The sequence below is a fragment of the Micromonospora aridisoli genome, from assembly GCF_056150025.1.
The window spans coordinates 1-23098 of the sequence record NZ_JAXCFK010000022.1 but is presented as its reverse complement, the minus strand read 5'-3'; the positions used below and the strand labels follow the sequence as shown (position 1 = coordinate 23098).

Annotated in this window: 24 protein-coding genes, 3 pseudogenes and 1 CRISPR repeat array; of the genes and pseudogenes, 15 read left to right on the top strand and 12 right to left on the bottom strand. The window is 68.1% G+C overall.

Features of this window, described 5'->3' with window-relative positions; all coding sequences use genetic code 11:
* Positions 1-539: 539 nt before the first annotated feature.
* Positions 540-764, bottom strand: coding sequence for a hypothetical protein (locus tag SM447_RS28130; protein WP_474575922.1), 225 nt, complete (start codon positions 762-764; stop codon positions 540-542).
* Here SM447_RS28130 and SM447_RS28125 point away from each other — a divergent pair.
* The 9 genes and pseudogenes from SM447_RS28125 to SM447_RS28085 all read left to right on the top strand — a co-directional run.
* A pseudogene (locus SM447_RS28125) lies at positions 756-923 on the top strand (tetratricopeptide repeat protein); the annotation flags it as partial. The gene SM447_RS28130 and the pseudogene SM447_RS28125 overlap by 9 nt on opposite strands.
* Positions 924-978: 55 nt before the next feature.
* Complete coding sequence (locus SM447_RS28120; RefSeq protein WP_474575921.1) at positions 979-1116, top strand: hypothetical protein; 138 nt, start codon at positions 979-981, stop codon at positions 1114-1116.
* Positions 1117-1606: 490 nt separating this feature from the next.
* Entirely contained in the window at positions 1607-1909 is a 303-nt protein-coding gene (locus tag SM447_RS28115; protein WP_474575901.1) for a hypothetical protein, read from the top strand.
* Positions 1906-2052 carry a DUF305 domain-containing protein gene (locus SM447_RS28110; RefSeq protein WP_474575900.1) on the top strand — a complete coding sequence of 49 codons (147 nt, stop codon included), beginning with the start codon at positions 1906-1908 and terminating at the stop codon, positions 2050-2052. Before SM447_RS28115 ends, SM447_RS28110 begins: the two co-directional genes overlap by 4 nt.
* A gap of 225 nt (positions 2053-2277) precedes the next feature.
* Complete coding sequence (locus tag SM447_RS28105) at positions 2278-3207, top strand: DUF389 domain-containing protein (protein WP_474575899.1); 930 nt, start codon at positions 2278-2280, stop codon at positions 3205-3207.
* Positions 3208-3607: 400 nt separating this feature from the next.
* Positions 3608-5107: a SulP family inorganic anion transporter gene (locus tag SM447_RS28100; RefSeq protein ID WP_474575898.1), complete on the top strand. Its 1500-nt coding sequence runs from the start codon at positions 3608-3610 to the stop codon at positions 5105-5107.
* On the top strand, positions 5107-5559 hold the full coding sequence (locus SM447_RS28095) for a MerR family transcriptional regulator (RefSeq protein ID WP_474575897.1): 453 nt from the start codon (positions 5107-5109) through the stop codon (positions 5557-5559). The genes SM447_RS28100 and SM447_RS28095 overlap by 1 nt, the downstream gene beginning before the upstream one ends.
* A gap of 272 nt (positions 5560-5831) precedes the next feature.
* Positions 5832-5996: a hypothetical protein gene (locus tag SM447_RS28090; protein ID WP_474575896.1), complete on the top strand. Its 165-nt coding sequence runs from the start codon at positions 5832-5834 to the stop codon at positions 5994-5996.
* Positions 5997-6036: 40 nt separating this feature from the next.
* Positions 6037-6180: pseudogene (locus SM447_RS28085) on the top strand (transposase); the annotation flags it as partial.
* A gap of 96 nt (positions 6181-6276) precedes the next feature.
* On the opposite strand, the gene qcrA reads toward SM447_RS28085, so the two are convergent.
* Positions 6277-7365, bottom strand: a complete 1089-nt coding sequence (qcrA, locus tag SM447_RS28080; protein WP_474575895.1) for a cytochrome bc1 complex Rieske iron-sulfur subunit — start codon at positions 7363-7365, stop codon at positions 6277-6279.
* Positions 7362-8192, bottom strand: a complete 831-nt coding sequence (gene qcrC / locus SM447_RS28075; protein ID WP_474575894.1) for a cytochrome bc1 complex diheme cytochrome c subunit — start codon at positions 8190-8192, stop codon at positions 7362-7364. The genes qcrA and qcrC overlap by 4 nt, the downstream gene beginning before the upstream one ends.
* 312 nt (positions 8193-8504) lie before the next feature.
* Here qcrC and SM447_RS28070 point away from each other — a divergent pair, with 312 nt between their 5' ends.
* Together SM447_RS28070 and SM447_RS28065 are read left to right on the top strand one after the other, a co-directional pair.
* Entirely contained in the window at positions 8505-9209 is a 705-nt protein-coding gene (locus SM447_RS28070; protein ID WP_474575893.1) for a hypothetical protein, read from the top strand.
* Positions 9210-9813: 604 nt separating this feature from the next.
* Positions 9814-10956, top strand: a complete 1143-nt coding sequence (locus tag SM447_RS28065; RefSeq protein WP_474575892.1) for a mechanosensitive ion channel domain-containing protein — start codon at positions 9814-9816, stop codon at positions 10954-10956.
* A 64-nt stretch (positions 10957-11020) separates the two neighbouring features.
* Here the strand turns inward: SM447_RS28065 and SM447_RS28060 are convergent, their stop codons facing one another.
* From SM447_RS28060 to SM447_RS28050, 3 genes are all read right to left on the bottom strand, one after another.
* Positions 11021-12211, bottom strand: a complete 1191-nt coding sequence (locus SM447_RS28060; protein ID WP_474575891.1) for a DUF2254 domain-containing protein — start codon at positions 12209-12211, stop codon at positions 11021-11023.
* The gene (locus SM447_RS28055) at positions 12208-12486 is read right to left on the bottom strand and encodes a hypothetical protein (protein ID WP_474575890.1); all 279 of its coding nucleotides are present in this window, start codon (positions 12484-12486) and stop codon (positions 12208-12210) included. The genes SM447_RS28060 and SM447_RS28055 overlap by 4 nt, the downstream gene beginning before the upstream one ends.
* 180 nt (positions 12487-12666) lie before the next feature.
* The gene (locus tag SM447_RS28050; RefSeq protein WP_474575889.1) at positions 12667-12897 is read right to left on the bottom strand and encodes a hypothetical protein; all 231 of its coding nucleotides are present in this window, start codon (positions 12895-12897) and stop codon (positions 12667-12669) included.
* 934 nt (positions 12898-13831) lie between these two features.
* Between SM447_RS28050 and SM447_RS28045 the strand changes: the two genes are divergently transcribed.
* The 4 genes and pseudogenes from SM447_RS28045 (at position 13832) to SM447_RS28030 (ending at position 16053) form a co-directional block, all read left to right on the top strand.
* Complete coding sequence (locus tag SM447_RS28045) at positions 13832-14314, top strand: sigma-70 family RNA polymerase sigma factor (RefSeq protein ID WP_474575888.1); 483 nt, start codon at positions 13832-13834, stop codon at positions 14312-14314.
* A gap of 11 nt (positions 14315-14325) precedes the next feature.
* A complete protein-coding gene (locus SM447_RS28040; RefSeq protein ID WP_474575887.1) occupies positions 14326-15318 on the top strand; it encodes a hypothetical protein in 993 nt (330 codons plus the stop codon).
* 307 nt (positions 15319-15625) lie between these two features.
* Positions 15626-15778 (top strand): annotated as a pseudogene (locus SM447_RS28035) (ATP-binding protein); the annotation flags it as partial.
* 62 nt (positions 15779-15840) lie between these two features.
* Entirely contained in the window at positions 15841-16053 is a 213-nt protein-coding gene (locus SM447_RS28030; RefSeq protein ID WP_474575886.1) for a hypothetical protein, read from the top strand.
* A 24-nt stretch (positions 16054-16077) separates the two neighbouring features.
* Positions 16078-17605: direct repeats of the CRISPR family, unit length 37 nt; unit sequence GTTGCGATCCTCGCCCGGCGCGGTGGCCGGGCGCAGC.
* Positions 17606-17731: 126 nt separating this feature from the next.
* On the opposite strand, the gene cas2 is transcribed toward SM447_RS28030, so the two are convergent.
* From cas2 to cas5c, 6 genes are read right to left on the bottom strand one after another with little or no spacing between them, the layout of a single operon-like run.
* Positions 17732-18022 (bottom strand): CRISPR-associated endonuclease Cas2, encoded by a 291-nt coding sequence (gene cas2, locus SM447_RS28025; RefSeq protein ID WP_474575885.1) that lies wholly within the window; start codon positions 18020-18022, stop codon positions 17732-17734.
* A 3-nt stretch (positions 18023-18025) separates the two neighbouring features.
* Positions 18026-19054, bottom strand: coding sequence for a type I-C CRISPR-associated endonuclease Cas1c (gene cas1c / locus SM447_RS28020; RefSeq protein ID WP_474575884.1), 1029 nt, complete (start codon positions 19052-19054; stop codon positions 18026-18028).
* Positions 19047-19697 carry a CRISPR-associated protein Cas4 gene (gene cas4 / locus SM447_RS28015; protein WP_474575883.1) on the bottom strand — a complete coding sequence of 217 codons (651 nt, stop codon included), beginning with the start codon at positions 19695-19697 and terminating at the stop codon, positions 19047-19049. Before cas4 ends, cas1c begins: the two co-directional genes overlap by 8 nt.
* Positions 19694-20557: a type I-C CRISPR-associated protein Cas7/Csd2 gene (cas7c, locus tag SM447_RS28010; protein ID WP_474575882.1), complete on the bottom strand. Its 864-nt coding sequence runs from the start codon at positions 20555-20557 to the stop codon at positions 19694-19696. Before cas7c ends, cas4 begins: the two co-directional genes overlap by 4 nt.
* On the bottom strand, positions 20554-22380 hold the full coding sequence (gene cas8c, locus SM447_RS28005; protein ID WP_474575881.1) for a type I-C CRISPR-associated protein Cas8c/Csd1: 1827 nt from the start codon (positions 22378-22380) through the stop codon (positions 20554-20556). The genes cas7c and cas8c overlap by 4 nt, the downstream gene beginning before the upstream one ends.
* Entirely contained in the window at positions 22380-23039 is a 660-nt protein-coding gene (cas5c, locus tag SM447_RS28000; RefSeq protein ID WP_474575919.1) for a type I-C CRISPR-associated protein Cas5c, read from the bottom strand. The genes cas8c and cas5c overlap by 1 nt, the downstream gene beginning before the upstream one ends.
* Positions 23040-23098: the final 59 nt, after the last annotated feature.

The following is a 23098-nucleotide window of genomic DNA, read 5'->3' as shown; positions in this document are numbered from 1 at the left end:
GCATCCATGCCGAGCAATGAAAAGAGGGCTCCCGCAAGCCTCTGACCTGCGGAAACCCTCTCCCTGTCGGGACGGCCGGATTCGAACCGACGACCCCCTGTAACGGAACGTAGCAAAATCCAACCTGTCTTTGATTGCCAAAATCAGGCGTTGAGCTGCACAGACACAACCAGACACTGGGCGCTTCTTGTCACTGATTGTCGACATTCAGCGAGGGTTTTCGGGGGGTAAACGGGGGGCGATATCCTGTCGGCTTCCGTCCCCCGCCCCCTGGCCACTGCGTCGCCGGCCGCATCCAGACGCCCACCAGCCACTCTTATCAGGGTCACCACTGCACCGATCCGGGTCACGGTGGCCGCCGAGTCCAGCCATGAACTGCCGGTGGCCGCGGTGCGGGCGGGGTCATTCAACCGACACAGACAGCATGCATCCATCGGGTGATGTAACCGCCTCAAGCCCTCGGCCATCGGCGGTCTCGGCGGGCACGAGCCGGTAGCCATGTCCGTCTCGTCCACGGCGGTAGTACGCACGGCGCGCAGTCAGGTCGCGGCCAACGAGTTCCTCCAGCGGTACCAGCAGCTCGTCGGCGACGCCCGTACGCACATGGACAGCTCCGCCGGTCGCACGGCCCGCTCAACGCCCGCACCCTCGGCACCGAAGTGGAGTACGGTTTCGCCTTGCTCTGCCTCGGCCACCCGCAGGACGTGCAGGCCCACCTCGGCGAGACGATAGAGGCACTGCGCCGCCGGTACCCGATGGGGCACTATACGATCATGCGCACGACGTTCCTGCTCGCCCAGGCCGGGGCGCAGCTACGCGACTACGACTCGGCCCGCGAGCTCTTTCAGGCCGCCTACGACGGCCTGCGGCGTACGCTCGGGCCGCGGCACCCAGAGACGCTGGCCGCGCAGTACGGGCTCGGAGTGGCGCTCGTTCTCACCACCTCCCGGTGGGGACGGAATCGGGCTGATCTGGCAGGTGCTGCGGACGGCACCGTCGGTGGTCGGCGTACGGACCGACATGTTCGGCCAGAGCCTGGTCGCAGTTCTCTTCCTGCCCATGCTGCCCCGCTGGGTGCTCCGCCTGATCGGCCAGATCGACTCACCCGCGCAATAGAACGTCTGGGCTACCTCCGGCCTGTGGCTTCCCGGCGACCCCATAACCCGCGTTCTGTGCGCCCACGCCTACCTCGCCGTCACCGCCGCACAGGCCAAAAGGGGGCGCTGGATCCGATGACGGCCTCATTCCCCTCACCCTCGGCGAGGTCCGACGTCTCCTGGCACACCTGATCACCACCGCCCGACCCTTCGACCACATCCATCGATGGTCACGATGGCGACGACGACACCAATACCGCGCCAGAACAGCCCACTACCAGCGAAGACTCCAACTCCACCAGGTGCGGCTGGAGTACTAGGACGTCCTCGGGGCGCGGCTCTCCTGCCATCCGACCCGGATATCCCGTCGCCCAGGGCCGGACCGGCCCAGAGTGAGTTGGGCAAGTTGAAGGGCCAGCCACCCCCATACACGCCTGTTCGTCGCTCGACCGGCATTACTCTAGGCAAACACCTGGACGGATTCAACCATCAGGATTGCCGGAGGAGAGATGAAGAAGAACTACATCCGGTTCGGTCTGGTCCTGCTGATCAGCCTTGCGGTCATGTTCGTCCTCACGCTGTCCCAGATCCGCAGGTGGTCGGACTTCTATCTGAATCTGAGCAACTTCTACATGTCGGTGATCATGGTGGCGGTCATGGGTGTGATCATGATGGCCGTCATGCATCAGATGTTCACCGATCGACGTATCAACATCGTGCTCTACGCCGTACTGGGCGCCCTCTTCGTCGGTGGGTTCGCGGCGGTACGCACCGAGCCCTTCGTGGGTAACGAGAACTTCCTCAGTCGATGATTCCCCACCACTCCCGGGCGGTCCTCGTCTGTCAGGAGTCCAACATCACCGACCCGGAAATCATCAAACTCTGTGACCAGATCGTGAAGGCACAGGAAGAGGAGATCACCCAAATGAAGCGAATCCTCGACGATCGGTACTGATTTCCGCGCTCTCGGGCCGGCCATCCGTGCCGACAGCGTCGCCCGTCAACCGCCGTAGGGGAATGGGCCGCAGGGCCGACTCAGCGGCGGCCGGCGCCAATAGCCTTGATAACTGACGGTGTGGAGTGACGACCACCTGCGCCGACAACGCCACCCGCACACCCCTCGTTGACGTGTCGAGGCACCTCTGCCCCACTGCACCCCTGCAGCCCCGGGAGGAACCGGATGCCGCGCACCGTCGAGTTGATCCTTCCCGCCGAGCGAACGGCGGAGGTCGTGGCGGCAATGCGTCGCCTGAACCCGCTGTCGCTGCGCCTGCAACCTGGCGTGGCCCTGCACCCGCCCGGTGACGTGCTCACCGTCGAGGTCACCAACCATGACCTGCAGCAAGTGATGCGAGTCGCCGATCGCTGCGGGATCGGCAGCGACACCAGAGTCTCCCTGTCCACCAGCCGCCCGGCGAGCGTGGTGTCCGCCGGTCGCGCCGATGACGTGGTCCAGGACAGCGACACCGCAACCGTCGAGGAAGTGGAACTGGCCATCGGCCAGGAAAGCACGATGACCGCCGGCAAGGTGGCCATCATGCTCGTGGCCGGAACGTTCGCCGCGCTCGGGCTCGCGTCGGGCACCCTGCACCTGCTTATCGGCGCAATGGTCATCGCGCCGGGCTTCGAACCGTTCAGCCGGGTCGCGCTCGGTATCGCGCACGGCAGCCGAGCCCTCCGCCGGGGCCTGATCGACACCGCGAAGGGCTACAGCGCACTGACCGCTGGCGGCGCGGTCGGCGCCGCGGCATGCGCGTTGTTCGGTTCCAGCTGGCGCGACGCCGGCGTGAGCAGTTACCTGCCCGCTGCAGCCCTTGAGGCGTACTTCTCAACCACCAGCTGGACCAGCGTGACGGTGGCGGTACTGGCCGGCGCCGCCGGCGCTTTACTGCTCGTCGTCAATCGCCGGGTGCTGACCGCAGGAGTCATGATCGCGCTGGCCCTCATCCCAGCATTCGCCCTCACCGGCATGGCGCTGGTCGGCACTGAGTGGAGCCTCGCCGGGCGGGCCCTCGGGCGGGGCCTCGTGGACGCCGTCACCGTCACCGTGATGTCCGCCGCAGTCTTCGGCTGGCACCGGCGCAGCACACGCCGACAAAACAGGGTCTGAACCAGGACCACTGAGGTGCGTAGGGGACACGCCGCGTGCGCCCGAACCGAAGGGGACCGAGGTGCGTCCGAACAGCTCGAACCTGGCTGGCGCAGGCTAGCGGCCCAGCCTCCCGCGGTCGCCGGCCGCCACCTTGGACACGATGTGCGAGGCCCGGGCGGAGTCCGGTTCACGAGCATGGTGATGATCACCACGTTCGGCCAACTCTCCCCTGACGGAAGGGTAGGGTAGGCCCCGGTCGTCCCAGTGTGCCCGGATGGCTGCTGCGGCGGCCCTGACCGAGTCCAGGTTGATGAGCTCCTCGGTCCGGCAGGACCGACTGTTGTTGTTAGTAGCTGTGCCCCAATGGTGTGGGCTGGACCTGCCTGCGTCACGTGACGCCCTGAGTGGAAATGGCTGTATGTCTGCTGTGCTGTCCGCGGTCTCCCGGCCGCGTCTGTCCCGTCCGTCGTGGCTGTCGCCGAAGGTGTTCCGCACCGAGGTCCTGGCTGGCCTGGTCGTCGCCCTGGCGCTGATCCCGGAGGCGATCTCCTTCTCGATCCTGGCCGGGGTCGACCCTCGGGTGGGCCTGTTCGCCTCGTTCACGATGGCGGTGACGATCGCGATCTGCGGCGGCCGGCCGGCGATGATCTCGGCCGCGACCGGAGCGATCGCCCTGGTGGTGGCGCCGCTGGCGAAGGAGCACGGGCTGGACTACCTGATCGCGGCGGTGATCCTCGGCGGCGCGCTCCAGGTCCTGCTGGCGGTGCTCGGGGTGGCGAAGCTGATGCGGTTCATCCCGCGCAGCGTCATGGTCGGCTTCGTCAACGCCCTGGCGATTCTGATCTTCGCCGCCCAGGTTCCGCACCTGCTCGGCGTGCCGTGGCTGGTCTACCCTCTCATCGCCGTCGCGCTGGCGATCATGGTCGGGCTGCCCCGGCTCACCCGCGCCGTTCCGGCGCCACTGGTCGCCATCGTGGTGTTGACCGTGATCACTGTCTTCGCGAGCGTGGCGGTGCCGACCGTGGGCGACGAGGGAGCACTGCCGGACAGCCTGCCCACGCTGGGGCTGCCGCAGATCCCATGGACCATGGGCACCCTCACCCTGATCGCCCCCTACGCCCTGGGAATCGCGCTGGTCGGGCTGATGGAGTCCCTGATGACCGCCAAACTGGTCGACGACATCACCGACACCCCGTCCAGCAAGACCCGCGAGTCCTGGGGCCAGGGTGTCGCCAACATCGTCACCGGGTTCTTCGGCGGCATGGGCGGCTGCGCGATGATCGGCCAGACGATGATCAACGTGAAGGCGTCCGGCGCCCGGACCCGCCTGTCGACCTTCCTGGCCGGTGTCTTCCTGCTCGTCCTGGTCGTCGCGCTCGGCGACGTGGTCGCCGTCATCCCGATGGCCGCCCTGGTCGCGGTAATGGTCATCGTGGCCGTGTCGACGTTCGACTGGCACTCCGTCGCGCCGAAGACACTCAAGCGCATGCCGTACGGCGAGACGATCGTCATGCTCGCCACCGTCGCCACCACCCTGGCCACCCACAACCTCGCCGTCGGCGTCGTCGTCGGTGTGCTCACCGCCATGGTGATCTTCGCCCGGCGGGTCGCTCACCTGGTCGAGGTCACCAGCGTCTTGGACCCCGACGGCGGCACCCGGATCTACTCCGTACACGGGGAGTTGTTCTTCGCCTCCAGCAACGACCTCGTCGGCCAGTTCGACTACGCGAACGATCCGGAGAACGTAGTGATCGACATGACCCACGCCCACGTCTGGGACGCCTCCTCCGTCGCCGCCCTGGACGCGATCACCACCAAGTACGCCGCCCGCGGCAAGACCGTCGAGATCGTCGAGCTGAACAAGCCCAGCGCTCGCATCCACGACACCCTCGCCGGGCAGCTCGGCGTCGGCCATTGATGGCCGCCACTAGCCGCGACACCGGGCCGGAGCGGCACGCCTCCGGCCCGGCAACCGGCCGCCTCATGCAGATCGGCGAAGCCGCCGAACGGGTCGGGCTGAGCATCCGCACCATCCGCCACTACGAGGAAGCCGGCCTGATCGTCCCCTCCGCCCGCAGCGAGGGCGGCTTCCGCCTCTACGCCGAACCCGACCTCGACCGCCTCGCCGTGGTCAAGCGGATGAAGCCCCTCGGCTTCACCCTCGACGAGATGCGCGACCTGCTCGCCGTCCTCGGAGCGCTGGACACCGCCACCGGCACCGACCGCGCCGGGCTCCTCGACCGGCTCGCCATGTTCCACACCGCCGCCACCACCCGCGTCACTGCCCTGCGCGACCAACTCACCATGGCCGAAGGCTTCGCCGACGCCCTCCGCGGCAAACTCGACCACCACGGCGGCCCCCCACTCTGAACACCGCCGTCCGCGCCGAACAGCACGTCCCACAGCGCGCCCCACCAAGGGGCGCACCGGAGCAGGCGGTCCCGGCCGGCCCAGTACGGCGTGACAGCGGGTCTGCCGTGACCCACGGAGAAGTCAACGCGTGGGAGATCGGCGCTGTGGGGAGCGTCCTGGAGCGTGCGGTCTTCTCGGAGGCGGAGGCTGTCCGGCTTCTGCCGGTGGCGCAGTAGACGCTGCACTACTGGCTAAAGGGCGACGAGTGTAAGGGGCGTCGACACAAGCCCGTGCTACGCACGGAGCCGCGCGGCGGCCATTCCGTCACGTGGGCCGAGTTCGTCGAGGCCGGGCTGCTGCGCCAATACCGACGCACCCACCGGGTGCCGACGGTCGAGTTGCGGGCGTTCATCGACCTGCTCCGCGAGAAGTTCGGGGTGCCTACCGACGGATGATGTAGCGCGTGGGTCGTCGCTACGAGTTGTCTGACATCGAGTGGGAAGCCTTCTCCCGGTACCTGCCGTCAGCGGTGGCGGGTGGCCGGCCTCGGTCGATGACCGGCGGGTGCTCAACGGGATCGTGTGGAAGATCCGGGCCGGAGCGGCGTGGCGGGACGTGCCCGCCCGCTACGGGTCCTGGATCCTGGCGGGTCCGAGCGACGACAGCCGGACGTTCGGAAGGAAACCGGCTAGTTCGTGGGGTGATCAGAAACACTTGGCGCTGCCGTCAAGCCAGTTAGGGGCGTTCCCAGAAATCGGGTCCAATGGGGTCCTTGTAGTCGGAGGAGGCGACGAAGAACCCTTCGTCGTCGATCTCGATCGGGAGTTGGGGCAACGGCCGGCTGGCGGGACCGAACACGGGCTTGGCGTTTTCAGTGATCAGAAACTGCGACTGGTGGCAGGGACACAGCAGCCGATTGGTCTGCTGCTCGTAGAGGCTGGCGGGGCAGCCCGCGTGGGTGCAGATCTTGGAGTAGGCGATGTAGTTGCCCCACATCCAGTCGATCTTGCCGACGTCCTCGTTGTTTTCCCGTGCCGTGAGGGCATCCTGAGCGCGCAGGTGGATGAGCAGGGTGACCGAGTCGGCGTACTGGTTGCTGACGCCGTGGGGGATGCCGGGGAAGACGGTGACCTGCCCCCCGGGCAGCAGGTCAGCCGGGCGGACCGGGCGGCCGTCTTCTCGCACCAGGCGGATGCGGGTGAGCGCGCCCTGCTCGTCGGCCGGGGCGAAGCCAGTCTGGTAGAGCTCCCGGTCCCGGTGTGGATCGCGGATGAGACCGCCGATCAGGGGTGCCACCGCGACCGCGCCGACCGGGACGAGACCGGCGAGCAGGGAGACGCCGAGCAGTGGGCGGCGTTTGACGCCGAGTTCGTCGACCATGTGCAGCATGGTCTGGCCGGTGAGCCGCTGGTCGTCCGGGGAGACGGCGACTTCGTGCCGGTCCTGGATGGACACCTCTTTGGGCAGCAGCTTTTTGCCCCACATGAGCACGCCGAACCCGACCGCCAACAGGGCGATGCCCATCGTCGCACCGAGCAGCGGGGTGTAGAACTCCTCCATGTCGGCTACCAGGCGATAGCGCCACGGCCACCAGATGAACACGGCCAGGAAGACCAGCGAGGACAGCCCCGCGATGACAAACAGCGCTGCGACGGCGCGCACCAGTCGCCGCTCGGCCTTCGAGCCGGGCGCAACCTGCGGCTCGTAGTGGACGATCTCGATATCGTCGCGGCGGGCGCCCTCACGAACAATGTCGAGGCGGGACAGCGACGGGTCGTTGACGTTAACCGCCGGACGACTCTGCTGAGCGGCGTGTTCGCTCACGACTTGCCCGCGATCCACAGGCTGGCGAAGACCAGTGCCACGATGCCGACCAGGAACACCGTCAGGCCTTCGGTGGACGGGCCGTAGCGACCGAGGTCGAACCCACCCGGATCGGTGTCGGACTGCAGGACCCGCTGAATGTAGGCGATGATGTCGGCCTTCTCGTCCGGAGTCAGCGTGTTCTCCCCGAAGACCGGCATGTTCTGCGGACCGCTGAGCATCGCCGCATAGATGATCCGGTCGCTGGCCGGGTAGAGACTCGGGGCGTACTTGCCCGACGACAGGGCCCCGCCGCCACCGCCGAAGGCGTGGCACTGCGAACAGTTGACACGGTACAACTCCCCACCGCGCGCCAGGTCCGCGCCCTCAACGCGAGCACCGATGTCGTCCGGCACCACCGGACCCACCCCGAGCGAGTCGATGTACGCCGCCAGCTGCTGCACCTCCTCCTCGGAGTACTGCGGCGGCTTACGCTGTGCCTGCGATTCCTGCCGGGCTAGCGGCATCCGCCCGGTACCCACCTGGAACTCCACCGACGCCCCACCAACGTTGATCAGGCTCGGACCCCGGCCCTGCACCCCACCGGCACTGCGGCCATGGCAGGTGATACAGCCGACCTCGAACAGCGCCTCACCCGCTGCGGCAGCGGCGCTCAACCGCGGTTCCTCCTGTGCCCGCGCCGCCGGCGCGAAGAGCGCGTACGCACCGCCGGCCAACAGCAGCGCCACCACCAGCCGAACGGCTGCGGTGAACCGTCGACGGACCGGTCCTGGTCGCCATGGGCGACGCCAGATCCGGCGAGAACCCGAGCGAGTCGTCTTCCCCATACCGTCCTCTGCCTCGCAGTGCCCAATTCTGATGAAAAACTCAATTGGTCCCAGTTTACGCTTCTATGGGTAAAACGCTCGGCGAACGTACGCAGGCGTTGTCTGGTGAACGGCCAGGCGATGGGGTGGGCTCACCCACACCGATCACTCCATAGCTCGTCCCGGCGGGCGCACGGTCCGAGGAGCACCCGCGGGGGTGGTATCCCGCGGTTGGGTGTGCGGGGTGGAAAAGCCCCAATTAGCCTGGGCGCGGCCTGCCCCGGACACAGCCACCATCCCGCAACGGGCGGGATCCCGACGAGGAGGACCGACGTGGCGCGCTCGATCAAAGGTTCCGGGTTGGGAGGCCTGCTGCTGTCCGGCATGACGGCAACCGGACTACTGCTCTCCGGATGCGGCACCGGCCAGGTCGCCGAGACCGCCAACAAGGTGCCGTCGGTGCAGGGCGTGAACCTGGAGACCGCCAACGGCGAGTACGCCATCCGCGGCCTGCTGGTCGCCTTCCCCGGTATGGACGGCTACGAGGCCGGCGACAACGCGATCCTGAACGTGGTCCTCTACAACGACTCGAGGAACCCGGTCACCGTGACCGTCACCACCGAGGACGCCGCCGGGATCGCCGTCACCGATGCCACCGTGACGCCGGCTCGGGTTCCGTCGGCCGCCCCGTCAACCACACCGACCAGGGGCACCGCGTCGCCGGGCGGCGAGACCAGCCCGACCGACGGTCCCCTCCCGACCCCGGCGGGCCAGCCGGCCCGGGTGGAGATCCCGCCGCTGGGCTTCGTGCAGCTCAACACGGAGGCCCGTCAGGTGCTACAGCTCATCCGCCTGGACGAGTCGCTGCGCCCTGGCCAGAACGTCTTCGTGACATTCGACTTCGGCAACGGCCAGGCGATCACCGCTCCAGCGCCGGTCGCCGTGCCGCTGACCCCGGCTGCTCCCCCGTCGCCGATCATCCAGCGTGAAGGTGGCTACGAGGGTCAGGACGAGGACGGGCATGGCGGCGGGAACTGAGCCCGTGACCGGTTGTTCGACGCACGCTCGCCGGATCGGTGACCAGGAACCACCGCGCCGCTCGACCTCGTGTGCTACGTCATGCCAGCGACGGCTTCGTCGTACCCGCGAAGCTGACGTCCCGGTGCCTATGGCTGCGCCTTTCGCCTGCCGTACGTGCTCCTCCAGGTTGGCGCGACCACTGACCTGATCCGGCTGTTACGGTCTCGCCCCAAATCCCAAGTGTGGCGTCGTGTGCGGCAGCAGGACCGTTCCCGTCAATGATCTCCTCGCGGACAGCAGCCTGAAGGAGCGCGGTGATGCGGTCCTCCGGTAGGCGTCGTGGACCTGGTCGGCCTCCGCTGGAACCGAACCACAAGGTGATTCTCGCCCGCGTCCGACGGGTCCTCGACCCTTCCGAAGCCGAACGGCGGCTCACCGCCATCCTCCGAGAATGTCTGCTCCCCGCTGTCCCCAACGTCGACCAGTAGCGCGGTATCCATTCCACGTTCACGCCGGATACCGAGCGGCGTTCGCCGCCAGTGTCGGTGATGATCCGCCCTGTCGACTGCTCAACGGCGCCGCTGAGCCGAACAGAGGCAGCTCGTCGGCAGACGCCCACCAAGTGGTCGCCGAGCGTCCGCTCGTAATGCCCACAGACAACACCCAAACCGACCTCCGTTCGAGACCGACCTGCCACACGCTGGTGCCGCCGATCCACCTGTCCTCGTACGGCTTTTCCGAGGTGCCGCCGTCGCCGGCTGCCTATGGTGAGAACTGCGCCGGACACGCATCGGCCGGCCGCGGCCGAGAACGATGGGTAAGCAGCATGGCGCGGTTCCTGGAGATCCTGTGGGATACGAGCAGCGTGAACGGGCGCCTCGTGACCAGCGTCGTCTTGGTCCTGCTGGCCGTCGTTTCCGCCGCCCTGGCCGGTCGTCTGGCCACACTCAGAGTGAAGGACACCACGAACCGCTACTACCTCCGCAAGGCAGTGCACTACCTGACCGTCGTCGCCCTGCTCTTCGCGCTGGCGCTGCTGTGGCGGCCGTTCGCTGGCCGGATCGGCGTGGTCGTCGGCCTGCTCGCCGCCGGTCTCGCCCTGGCCCTGCAGGAGGTTCTCGGCGCATTCGCCGGCTGGGTCAGTATCCTCACCGGCCGGCAGTTCCGCGTCGGTGACCGCATCCAGATGTGCGGCGTACGCGGCGACGTGCTGGACATCACCCCGCTACGTACCCGAATCCTGGAAAGCGGCTCCTCCTCCGACCCGGAGTCCTGGATCCGCGGCCGCCAGTACACCGGCCGGCTGGTGTCCCTGTCGAACCGTTTCGTGTTCACCGCACCGGTGTTCAACAGCAGCATGGTGCTGGACCATCTGTGGGAGGAACTGACCCTGCCGGTCCCCTACGAGGCGGACTGGCACCTGGCGGAACGAATCCTGTGCGAGGAGGCGCAGAACATCTCGTCTACGGCCGAGGCGCAGCACGCTATCAAGCAGATGCGCCACCGATACCCGGTCGCTGAGGCCGAGGTCGATCCCCGTGTCTTCATCCGCGCCACCCCGAACTGGATTGAGCTGTCCGCCCGGTTCGTGGTGCCGGTACGCGCCGCCCGACAGGTCAAGGATCAGGTCACCCGACGAGTGCTGGAGCGCTTCACCGAAAACGGCATTCGTGTCGCCTCCGTGACTCAGGACATCACCATCCACCCACCTCAGACAACAGCGACTCTCACACACCCGGCAGCACCATCAGCCGACGGTCACTGACCCCCGCGCATACCTGCGACGACCACGTGACCATCGGGGAGGTCCGCCCACCTTGAGCGCAGCGTCAACGGGTCGCTAGACGGCGCCGGATCGCCAGCCGGTGGGCCGGAAGTGCGACGGAGTCCAGGTCGGCGACGACGGCGTCGAGCAGCCTGTTGATCCGTGGTTGCCGGTCGGCGGTCCTTCGCAGCTCGTCGATGATCATCGTCAGGTACGTGTCGTAGGTGGGATGGTTCGCTTGGGCCCGTACCGTGCCGTCGTCGTCCCGGACGATCCGCGTCGGATCAGGCCGGGTCGCGAGGCGGCGGAGCAGGTCGTGCGCCTCCTGGACGGCCCGAACGGCAGTGGTGACGTCGTTGGAGGCTGGGGACAGTGCGCGGGCGGCGATGTCGGCCAGCTGCCGGATGCCGAACCCCACGTCCTGACCTGGTGTGCGCTCCACGCCGATGGTGACCGCGTGGACGACGCGCTCGGCGGACAGTGGGCGGGGCGTACCGCTGGGCAGTCGGTGGCAGTGCAGCAACGGTGCTCCGGCGACCACGAAGTCACCGGGCGCCGGTACGACGGTGACGGCGCAGTCGTGCTCCCGGGCGAGCCGGGCGATCAGGGCGAGGTCGACGTCGGTGACCATGCCCGCCTCGGGTGCCGGCACGACCTGCACCACCTCGCCGACGACCCCGGCCGGCTCCTCCCGGTCGGGCACGTGCCGATCGATCGTCCGGCGGGTCTGCGCGCCGATGGCGGCGATGATGTGGGACACCCGCATCACCGTGGTGATGTGGTGCAGGTAGTAGATGAACATTGCGGTACTGGCCAGGACGAGCGACATCGACACGGCGAGCGAGAGCTCGGGCAGCCGCTCGCTGTCGCGGGCCGGCAACGCCGCGAGCACCACCATCGCGAACAGGAACGTCGCGACGAACGTCCCGAGCGTGGCCTGGATGACCCGGTCCTGGAGGAACGTGCGCAGCACGCGTGGGGAGTACTGACTGCTGGCCAACTGCAGCGCCACGACCGTGATGGAGAAGACCAGTGCCGTGAACGAGATCATCGCCGTGATGATCGACGACAGCAGGGACCGCGCGCCAGCGGGACCGCTGGGCAGGAGGGGCTCGAACGGCAGCATCAGTCGCAGCTCCAGGACCGACAGGCCGATGGCCACCACGACGGCGCCCGCTGCGAAGAGCGCCGGAATGAGCCAGAAACTCTGCCGTACCTCGGCGAACCGGGCGGAGACCGTGCGGGGGCGGCTCACGCCGCCGTGGCCTTGCGTTCGCCGTCGGCGCTGAGGCCGACGGTGCCGAACGTCCCGGCCAGGGTGCCGAAGGCGACCACCGGGTAGACCGCAAGAACCGACTCGCCGGAGGTCGGGGGAAGGTGGGTACGGAAGGGGACGAGCGGTAGGTCGGCACCCTCGCCGCAGAGCACGTCAAGGCACACGATCGCATGGGCTGGCGGCGGCGTACCCGCGTCGTTGGCGATGCAGCCGGCGGCGGCGATCACCCTCGTTTCGCCGGCCAACAATGCCACCAGCCAAATCGGCGCGTCACGGTCGGTCCTCCCGGCGGTCGTGCGGCGGCACCGCGGTCCTGCCCTCAACTGGTCCGCTACCCGAACTCTTCGACGGCAAACGGCACAGCCCTCGACCGGACAGGTCAGCGGGGTACAGCCGATGGTGCGGACCGGGCCGAATGTCGCGGGGTCGGCGGCTCAGGAGTCGCCCTTGACCTGAACGGCGTGGGTCAAGGTCATCAGCAGCAGCCCGCCCAGGAGGTTCCCAGCGCCGGAGAGGACGATGTTGAGTCCCAAACCCGGGTAGGAGACGGGCGCGCCGAGCCAGATGCCGAACAGCAGGTGCAGACCGGAGACCACGACATGGTCGAACGGGCCGAGGGCGAGGAAGAACCCCACCACGTACGCCAGCGCAATCCGGCTGCCCACCGATCCCACCGCATGCAACAGGTACGACAACAGCGTCAGCAGGGCGCGTCGACCAGGTGCCCCACCCCTGAGGCGAAGTCGAGCGCCGCCAACTCCCGAGCCACACCCAGCGCGACGATCCCAAACACGATCGTGACCCCGGCGATGAAACCTGTCGAGGCCTGCTCCAGAGCGCTGGCGGACGACCGACGCTCGCCCTCAGCACGCGCGCTGTCGTAAATGCCTTGCGGAGATGGAGCTCGTAAAATCCCGACCGCATACCCACACCGACGCGACCAAATCAGCCTTCTACCATTTCGCCCGGCGGTCAGCTCTTACGCATTCTCAACCAACCGACGACTTACTCAAACCGCCCCCGACCCACCGCATCACGCGACGTGGGGCTGTCTCGCTAACGGAGACCTCTCTGCTGCCAACGCCTTGACACAGAGAGGTGCCGTTAGATCTGTCCAGACTCCCCGAGCGCCATGCGGCAGATCCGTGCACTCGCGGGCAGGCTGCCCGCCGGTGAGTGATCCGATCTCCATGTCCGCAGCGGACCAGCGGAACACGGAACCTGCCGCAAGCGGACCGGTGTTTTGACGCGTGCGTACGGAATCTCTGGAGCCAGGTCGTCCATGCGCGATGTCCCGTGAGGATCCGGGGTGTCTGCCGACGTGGTCACCGTGACGCTGTGGTGGCGGCTCACCACGACGTGAGACACCAGTCAGCGGATTGGCTGGTCCGCCGACGGATGCCCTGGTCACCTCCGGCACCCGCGCGGCTCAGGTAACAGAGGATAGGTTTCCGAGCAGCTGCTCGCCCGACACCGACTGAATACTACTCCGTCGATGAGTTCGCGTAGGGTTCAACACATTTGTCACCTCCATCTCATGATCCACGGAAGATTTTCCGTGGAGGTAAATGGATCAGGGCGCTTGTGCGTAAACCCCGTGTGGAACGAGAACGGAAGGACTTCGCGGACTTCTATCAGCGCTTCCGGGACAACTGCCTGCGTGCCGTACTAGCTGGTACGGGCGATCGCACGCTGGCCGAGGATCTGGTCGCTGAGGCGTTCGCGCGAGCCTGGGCCTCCTGGCCACGGCTGAGCCACCATCCGGCACCGGCGGCATGGGTGGTACGCACCGCCCTCAACATCCGGGTGTCCTGGTGGCGGCGACGCCGGCGGGAGGTGGCCCTCGACGGCCACGAGCGGGCGTCCCTCATCGAGGACGACCTCGACATGAACGACGCCCTGCTGGCCGCCGTCCGCCGGCTGCCGCAACGGCAGCGTGAGGTGGTCGTGTTACGTATCTGGCTCGACCTGGACACCAGCTCCGCGGCTGCAGTGTTGGGCATCTCCGCCCAAACCGTAGCCGTCCATCTGTCCCGTGCCACCGCAACCCTGCGGGCGCAGCTCGCGCCCGCAGCCCGTTAGGAGACTCAATCATGAACGATGATGAGGTGTGGGACGCGGTGAAACAGACCCTTTCCGACGTACAGATGGATCGCCCGGTCGAGGCGATCGAGCAGCGCGGCCGAGCCCGGCGGCGCAAGCGCCACCTGCTCGGCCTGGCCGCCGGCGGTGGAGTCGCGGCCGTGGCCGCGCTCGCGCTGGCCCTGCCGATGGCCACCGGATTCGGCACGGCCCCGCCTCCGACCGGCCCGGACAGTCAGGCCGGGGCCGCCTCCCCGACACCGGCAGGCAACACCAAGCTCGTGTCCCTGGCAGCCAACCTCACCGCAGACAACGCCTCGCTGCCGGGTGACGCGTCACTGATCGTCGAGAAGGTCGATGTCCGTCGGGGCACCGTCCCATCTCGTACCCGCTACCACCTGTACACCGACAGCGGCGAGTACTACTACACGGAGGCCAGGAACGAACTCCCACGGGTGATCGCTCGTGGCGAGAACCTCGGCAACGGCTTCCACACCCGTGGGGTGACGGCAGCGCGGTACGCGGCAACCGGAGACCTCGCCACAGCCCGGGAACAAATGATCAACTCCGTGTACGACGAGGGAAAGCCCCCTGCCGACGCCGAGCAGGACCGAACGGAGATCCTTCGGCAGAAGGGGGTCGCAAACCCGTCGCCGCTTACCGATGAGGACCGGGAGAAAATCGCCGCCAACCACCTCTGGGTCAACAGCGTCGACGTCCTCTCCGCAGGGGGAGGCGACCCGAAGGTACGGGCGGGCGTGCTCCGCCTGATCTCCACCATCCCGGATGTCACCGTCGCGGATTCGACGACCGACGGGCAGCCCACCCTGACCCTCACCGCGAGGGTGTTTGGGGACAACACGGAGCACGTGCTGACCATCAACGCCCAGAACGGGGTACCGATCAGCTCCAAGGTGAACTCCCCGGAGACGGGAACCACCTTCGAGGGAACCTACAAGGTCTCCCGCGTGACGGTGGCCGACATCAGCGCCAGCAAGTCCTGATCCTGAACCCTGCACCGTGCGCGCCGTCCGCACCACCTGGACGGCGCGCACGGACCGCGCCTATGACAACCCGTCGCTTGCGGATCGGTCGGGACGCGCGGGTACGGGAGTCCGTACTGTTGCCCGGAGCCCGCGTGCCAGCAGGCGCCGTCGTGGATTCGGCCGTCGTCCTGAGGGACGGCACGGTCGTGGACCGAGCGCAGGAGCTGGCACCCCTGGCCTCCCCGTGCCTGGCAGCGTCGACGGGGGGTGCGTGATGGCCGGCTGGAACGGTTCGGACGGCGCGACCGTGGTGGTCGCCGACATTTGGGGCGAAGTCTTCGGCGATGACGTCGTCGCCGCAGCCATGATCGACCGACTCGTCCACCACGCCGAAGTCATCTCGATGAAGGGCGACAGCTACCGACTCAAGGACCGCGACCTCGGCCGCGTCCCTGCAGCAAACAAGACCAACGACTAAAGATCAACCAACCGAGGTGGTCCAGTTTCAGCCGGACCACGGTGGTCAGAGTTGGAGCGGCGTTGACAGGCGCGGTGGCCGGGCGCAGCCCGGCGGTCGCTTTCCGCCCAGCGCATGCCGCCGAGGTTGCGATCCTCGCCCGGCGCGGTGGCCGGGCGCAGCCCGGCGCGGTGGCCGGGCGCAGCGAGGCGTCGATCACCTACACGCTCCGGCTGGTGGAGACGTTGCGATCCTCGCCCGGGCGCGGTGGCCGGGCGCAGCACCGATGTCGGTGACGGCGTCGAGCTGACGTTCATCTCGTTGCGATCCTCGCCCGGCGCGGTGGCCGGGCGCAGCGTTCGGCGTCGGTGATGTCGGCGAACGTGATGGTGGGGTTGCGATCCTCGCCCGGCGCGGTGGCCGGGCGCAGCATCTCCAGCCCGTTCGGGGACCGGCCAAACTTCGCCTCGTTGCGATCCTCGCCCGGCGCGGTGGCCGGGCGCACCCGGTTCTTGCGTTCACCGCCCCGCCGGGCAACCGGGTTGTTGCGATCCTCGCCCGGCGCGGTGGCCGGGCGCAGCATCCACCGAGTTGACCTCGACGCGGGCGTCGACGAGCGCGTTGCGATCCTCGCCCGGCGCGGTGGCCGGGCGCAGCACCGGCGATATGGCAACTCGGCAGACTCACCACTCCGTGTTGCGATCCTCGCCCGGCGCGGTGGCCGGGCGCAGCAACGAGGCGTTCAGCCCTCACGACCCGCTCAAGAACAGTTGCGATCCTCGCCCGGCGCGGTGGCCGGGCGCAGCTGGTGCCGGCGCTGAAGACGTGGAAAGCGGCGTACAGGTTGCGATCCTCGCCCGGCGCGGTGGCCGGGCGCAGCTGGCGACCACCGCGCGGGCTCGGCGCACCGAGCCCGACGGTTGCGATCCTCGCCCGGCGCGGTGGCCGGGCGCAGCTGGCCGGCGCCTGACCAGATCGGAGATCCCCCCTCATGTTGCGATCCTCGCCCGGCGCGGTGGCCGGGCGCAGCTTTCCAGGTCGGATGGTCCGGTGCCGCGGGTGACGTGGTTGCGATCCTCGCCCGGCGCGGTGGCCGGGCGCAGCTTGCTGGACATGTGGCCAAGTCGCCGGAGCCGAACCCTGTTGCGATCCTCGCCCGGCGCGGTGGCCGGGCGCAGCGCAGGGGATGCAGCCGGCTGAAGTCGCGGCGGCGTTGTTGCGATCCTCGCCCGGCGCGGTGGCCGGGCGCAGCGACGTAACGATCGTCTTCGCCGACGGACGATGGATGTTGCGATCCTCGCCCGGCGCGGTGGCCGGGCGCAGCACACCGGCGGCGGATACGCCTCCAGTTCGTCCTTGGTGTTGCGATCCTCGCCCGGCGCGGTGGCCGGGCGCAGCCCGGGTGGACCTGGAGCAGGCCCGCCGGCAGATCCGCGTTGCGATCCTCGCCCGGCGCGGTGGCCGGGCGCAGCTCCGCACCCAACCGGATCGCCTCAGCGCCCGCCTTCGTGTTGCGATCCTCGCCCGGCGCGGTGGCCGGGCGCAGCCGTCTCTGTTCGATGGCTTGGCGGGGGTGGCGTTGTGTTGCGATCCTCGCCCGGCGCGGTGGCCGGGCGCAGCGTTGTAACCGATGTCGGACCAGCCTCGCCGGTCCATGTGGTTGCGATCCTCGCCCGGCGCGGTGGCCGGGCGCAGCATCCGCGAGTGTTCGTCACCGCCAACACGACGCTACCCGGTTGCGATCCTCGCCCGGCGCGGTGGCCGGGCGCAGCCGCCGACGTGGACCTGACCGACGAAGACCGCGAAGCCATGTTGCGATCCTCGCCCGGCGCGGTGGCCGGGCGCAGCGGTTCGTGAGCAGCGAAGATAGTCACCTAGCGATCGGTTCTCTATGAACGCGTAGTCCGTTTTGCGCAATTGATGCGCCTTCCGGAGCTCGGAACCCCATACGGTTTCCGTCTTCACTTGGGGTCCCTAGATCACCAGGGCTCCTCGTGGTTCGATCGGTCGGGGCTTGCCGAGGTGTTCGACATCGTCGAGTGCGTAGGCGGGTAGACGGTAGATCCGGACGCTGTCCTGGGTAGGGTCGATGGCACTTTGGAGTGCGGCGATGAAGCGGACTTTGTCGGTTTCGCGGCAGACGACTTCGAAGACTGATTTTTGGACGCGGTGGCCGTACGCCTCACAGATCTTGGCGACCTTGCGGAGTCGGCGTTGTCCTTGCGGGGTGACGGTTTCGACGTCGTAGGTGACGAGGAGGTCCATGCTTCAGTTCACCGTCCATGGCTGGTACACGGTCAGGTCGCCGCGCAGGTGACGTGCGAGTAGGCGGGCCTGTACGAGGGGCAGCAGCGCGGCGGGTACCTGGCGGCCGAGTTGTGCGTGGGGCCAGTCGCGTTGCCGGCTGTGTTGCCAGGCGGCGAGGACGGTTTTGCGGCCGGTGTCGGTGAGTCGGTATGCGCCGTTGGGTAGTTCCTCGAAGTCGCCGGGGGTGAGTTCTCGTCGGTTGAGCAGGGTGAGTGCGAGCCGGTCGGCTAGCAGCGGGCGGAACTCTTCCATCAGGTCGAGGGCGAGTGCGGGTTTGCCGGGTCGGACGGCGTGCAGGTAGCCGATGTAGGGGTCGAGCCCGACTTGGTCGAGTGCGCCCTGCACGGCGCCGCGGAGCATGCCGTAGAGGAAGGAGAGCAGGCAGTTCAGCGGGTCGGTGGGTGGCCGTTTGTTGCGTCCGGTTGCTTTCCAGTCCTTGTTCTCGCCGAGTAGGTAGGGCATGGCGGCGAAGTAGTCGCGGGCGGCGATGCCTTCGACGCCGAGTACCTCGTTGGTGGTGGTCGCGGTGGCAAGTAGCTCAAGCCGGCCAGCGAGGAGTTCGGCGCTTGCCCGTAGAGCGGTTTGCCGGTGGCCGCTGGTGTCGCGGGCAGTGCGGAGCAGCACTTGCCGCGCGTTGTGGATTTTGCCGGCGACGAAGGCGATCGCGATGGGCAGTTGCTGGTGCGGTGTGTCGGCGGCGCGGTGTTGGGCTTGGCGTAGCAGCGGGTTGCCGTGAGTAGGGCCGATCAGGCCGGCGCGGAAGCGTCCGTTGCCGGTGAGCCAGCTGACGGAGCGGCCGTCGTCGGCGCATCGTAGGAGCAGGTCGTCGCTGGGTGTCACGCCGGCGAACAGCACGAGGTGGTCAAGTCGGACGAGTGGCAGGAGCCGGCGGCCGGGGTGGTCGGGGTGGTAGATCCGGACGGTGTCGCCGTCGAGGTGCAGGCTGGTGCCGGGGGTTTGGACGTAGAGGGTGTTGAGTAGTTCAGTCACGCCACTGTCCCAATGGTCGTGGGGTCAACAGGTTTGGTGTGCTCCGCCGGCGGCCGTCGGTCAGTTCAGGCAGGCAGTCCTCGCGCAGTGAGCATCGTCGGCAGCGGGCGTCGTTGCGTGCCGTCGGCAACGTCGGGGTGTCGAGCAGCCGGCGTACGGCCACGGTCGCGGCGACGACTCGGGCGAGGAGGTCGTCGTCGACGGGTATGGGATGTCGGCGGCGTTCGGCGACGGAGTAGATGTAGCCGGTGGGGACGGCGAAGCCGGCTTCGATGAGGCAGAGGGCCTGGCCGCCGAGTTGCAGTTCGGCGGGCCCGCCGGGCTTGTAGCGTCCGACCTTGTACTCGACCGGCGTGGCCGTGCCGTTCTCGAACTCGACGATGTCGCAGATACCGCGCAGTCCGTGGGTGTGGCTCCACACCGGCAGTGACCGGATCACGGTCACGCCGCGGCGGCGGTGGATGCCGGGCAGGTCGACAGTGGTGTGGCTGAGGTCGCCGCGGACTGTTTCGACGTTCTCCGACCAAACGCCCTCGACGTGGATCAGGGCGGTCTGCCGGTGGCAGTAGGCGTAGTGCTCCAACGCGGACAGCGGCACCTCCCGCAGGTCGGTGCCGCTGCCCTCCGGGTGGTCGTCGGTCACGGCCAGAGGTCGACCAGCTTGGTCAGCTCGACTCCGTCCGGCAGGCCCGCCTCGTTAATGGTGCGGGTGTAGTCGGTGTGGGCGCGCGGCGCCTTGTCCCGGTTGTCGCGGTCGAGCGTGATGCGTTGGGTGAGGGCGGCGGAGGGGGCAACGCCGAGGGCGTCGGGGTGGCTGAACACGTAGAGGCCGCACAGTTTCATCTCACCGCGGGTGGCCGCCCGGTCGTGGTCGAACATGACGGTGATGGCCTGCCACAGTGCGGCGAGGTCGTCGCTGGTCACACCGGTCTTCGTGGCGCGGGGCGCGGAGTAGAACAGGTGCGCCCGGTACAGGCCGTACGGGACGGTCCACTTGGAGCCGATTTCCGTGCTCTCGCCTTTGTTGATGTCTTCCTGGCGGGTCTGGGTGACCCGGGTGATGGTGTGGTCGGTGGGCAGGATCGCATCGATGCTGCGGGCGAAGGTGAGCTGCAGCGGACCTCGGACCTGGCCGGCGCCGCCGCCCTTGCCGGTGGACAGCACGCCGCCGAACATGCGGATGTCGAAGTAGTGCTCGCACATCCACCGTTGTGCCTCGTCGGCCTTACCCGGGTTGGCTTTCAACGCCGCCTCGATCCGGGTGTTCAGGGCGTGGCCGGCTTCGACGAAGATGCCGTAGCGGGGGTCGTCGCCCCGCAGCAGCGACACCGTGTCGCGGATCTTGCGTTTGATCGCCACGTCGGTGACCAGGCCCTGTCCGCTCTCGTCGTCGGTGCGCGGCTGGTTACCGGCGTCCGGGTCACCGTTGGGGTTGCCGTCGCTGACGTCGAACAGCAGGACGGCGTCGTGGCGGCGGGTCGGGTCCAGGTGCGCGGCGGTCATGCGTGGTCTCCTTCGTCGTCGGTGCGGGCTGCCACGTCGTCGGGCTGCGGGGGCAGGTCGGTCTTCTTCTTGTTCGCGGCGGCTGCGAGTCGTTCGGTGCGCATCTCGGCGCGCTGCTGGTGGTAGCCGAGGATGAACTGGGCCTTGTCGGTCAGCACCGCCCCCGAGGGGATCGCGTCGAGTTGCACGAACAGGTCGTCGAGCCGCCGTTCGTACGCCTCCGACCAGTTCGGCCGGTGCAGGGGGCCGCGGAGCCGTTTGAGCCATGCCTGCACGTTGCGACGGCCGGACACGATGACGACCTGCGGATTGTCGATGGCTCGGCCGAAGTAGCGTTCGGCGAAGGTGGTGTTCAGCTTCTGGTCCGCGACCCGGAACACGGTCCGTTGCAGGTCGTCCATGACGGCGAAGATGCGGCCGGACACGTACGCCGGCTGCTTGTGTGCCACGTTCAAGGTTGGTGTCAGCCTTTCTCGTTCATGCTCGGGCAGGGTCGGGTGACGGCGAAGGGCAAGCCGGATCAGTGCGGCGCGGGCCGTGTCGAGGCGCCCGTCGATCCGGATCCGGCCGACGACGTGATTGAGCAGCTTCGGCGGCAACGGTCGCTTCAGCAGCGCGGCGCCGAGCAGCCGGTGGAACACATCGGGTGGCCGGTGCTCCCCCTTCGCCCCAAAGTTGGTCCAGGTTCCGGGGCCGCCGTTGCGTCCCGCCTCGAACCGCCCGGCTGCCCGAGCGAGCTGGGAGACCTTGACGGTGGCGACGTCACCGGTCCACGCGTCGACCATCGTGTGGTCGTCGAACCAGGCCCGGATGTTGTCCTTCACCCGGCTGATCGGCTGCTCAACCCAGTCCCTCACGACGACCCGGGCGACGTTGCCGCCCACGGTCACCGAGCAGTACCGGGACGACTCGTCGACCGTCGCTTCCGCGCCACCGGCCGGACCGGCCAGCAGGTTGCGGATCTGGGTGGGGTCCAACTGTTCGACAGTCGCCCACGGGTCGAAGGTCGACCCACCCAGCACCCACCAGGCCAGCCGGGAGTTCTGCCCGGACAGGGCGGTGCTGTGCGCCGAATTCGAGAGCAGGTCGGTCAGCGCTGTCATGAACTTGAGACCGCAGTCAGCACAGATCGGCGTGTTGGTGAGGAACTTCTGCAACTCGTAGCCGTGCACGGCTTCGTTCATGCTGACCAACGACGCGCTCTGCGTGGCGCCCGGCACCCAGCGTCGGGGAATCTGCTGCGGCACCGTCTTCAACAGCGGCTGCACCTGCCCGCAGACCAGACACAGCCCCGAGCGGCCCGAACCTTTCCGGTCACCAGCCACCCCGGCCCAGAACCGCCGCGCCGCACCAGTGTCCGCCGCGTAGACACTGTCGACCGACAGACCGATCAGGTCGCCTCTGCTCCACTCCGCCGGTGGTTGAAGTGTGGCGGCGTGTCCGTCGCGGTAGAAGGCGACGATCGCCGGTCCTGGGCCGTCAGGCTCGGCGGCAGCCCATTCAGTGATCAGGGCGCGGAAAGCGTCGTGCTGCTTCGCGACCCGTTCCGGTTTGGCGCCCTCGGACAACCAGCCGAAGACGTACTCGCCGTTGTCGACCGCGAGGGCGGGCGAGATCCCGACGGTACGGGTCACCGCCGGTACAAGGCGCGGCGTGCCGAACCGGCGCTGCGGGTCGTCCTTGTCCGCCGTGCTGACGAAATCGCCTCGGGGTACGCCGTTGCCGTCGATGTCCAGGCTCCACCGCACCGGCTTACGGGCGTAGAAGGCCGGGATCACGTCCTCACTGGTGTCGGCGTACTCCACCAGCCTCTGCAGCAGCACTACGCCACCTGGCCTTCCGGCAGCGTCAACTCGATACCCCGCTCGGGCACATACAGCACCCCCGCCACGACCCGCGCGGCGAACCACTCCATCCGCGGCTGACCAAGCCCACCGTCGCGGTGGATGGAGTGCAGCATGATGCCGATCTCCTCGTTGACATCCGCCCGCGGGGTCTCATCCGGCCAACCGAACTCGGCACTGAACTCGCGCGTGCCCAGGTAGGGCTGCTGAAAGCATGCCCCCTTGCGGACCCGGCGGCGAAGCTGGTCCCGATACGCCGCAACCGGCTTGTCCGCGTGCGCCGCCAGCTCGATGTGCGCGTGGATCCGATACGCCACATCCCGCAGGCACACCGCATTGCGCTGGTCGCGGTGCGCGGCCGTGTCCACCCGCCGGACGCCCTTGATCGCCTCGGCCAACGGTGCCACATCGGACGTCTCGTTACGCCGCACCGAGAACTGCCGTACCGGCTTGAGCACCTCGATCGCCACCACCTGGTACCGCATCTCCGGCTTCCAGAAGATCGACTCCAGAACACCCACCGCAGCCGACGGCGTCATCACCGGATAACTGACCCGTTCCACCTTCAACTCCGGCCGCGAAAACAACGCCGCCTCACCACTGAGCGCTTTCCATCTGGGGTAGCGCGAGCGGGTCAGGCGTTGGGTGTCACTCGCGGGTGAGTCCCGGTGGCAGCGCGTCTTCGTCGGGTCGGACC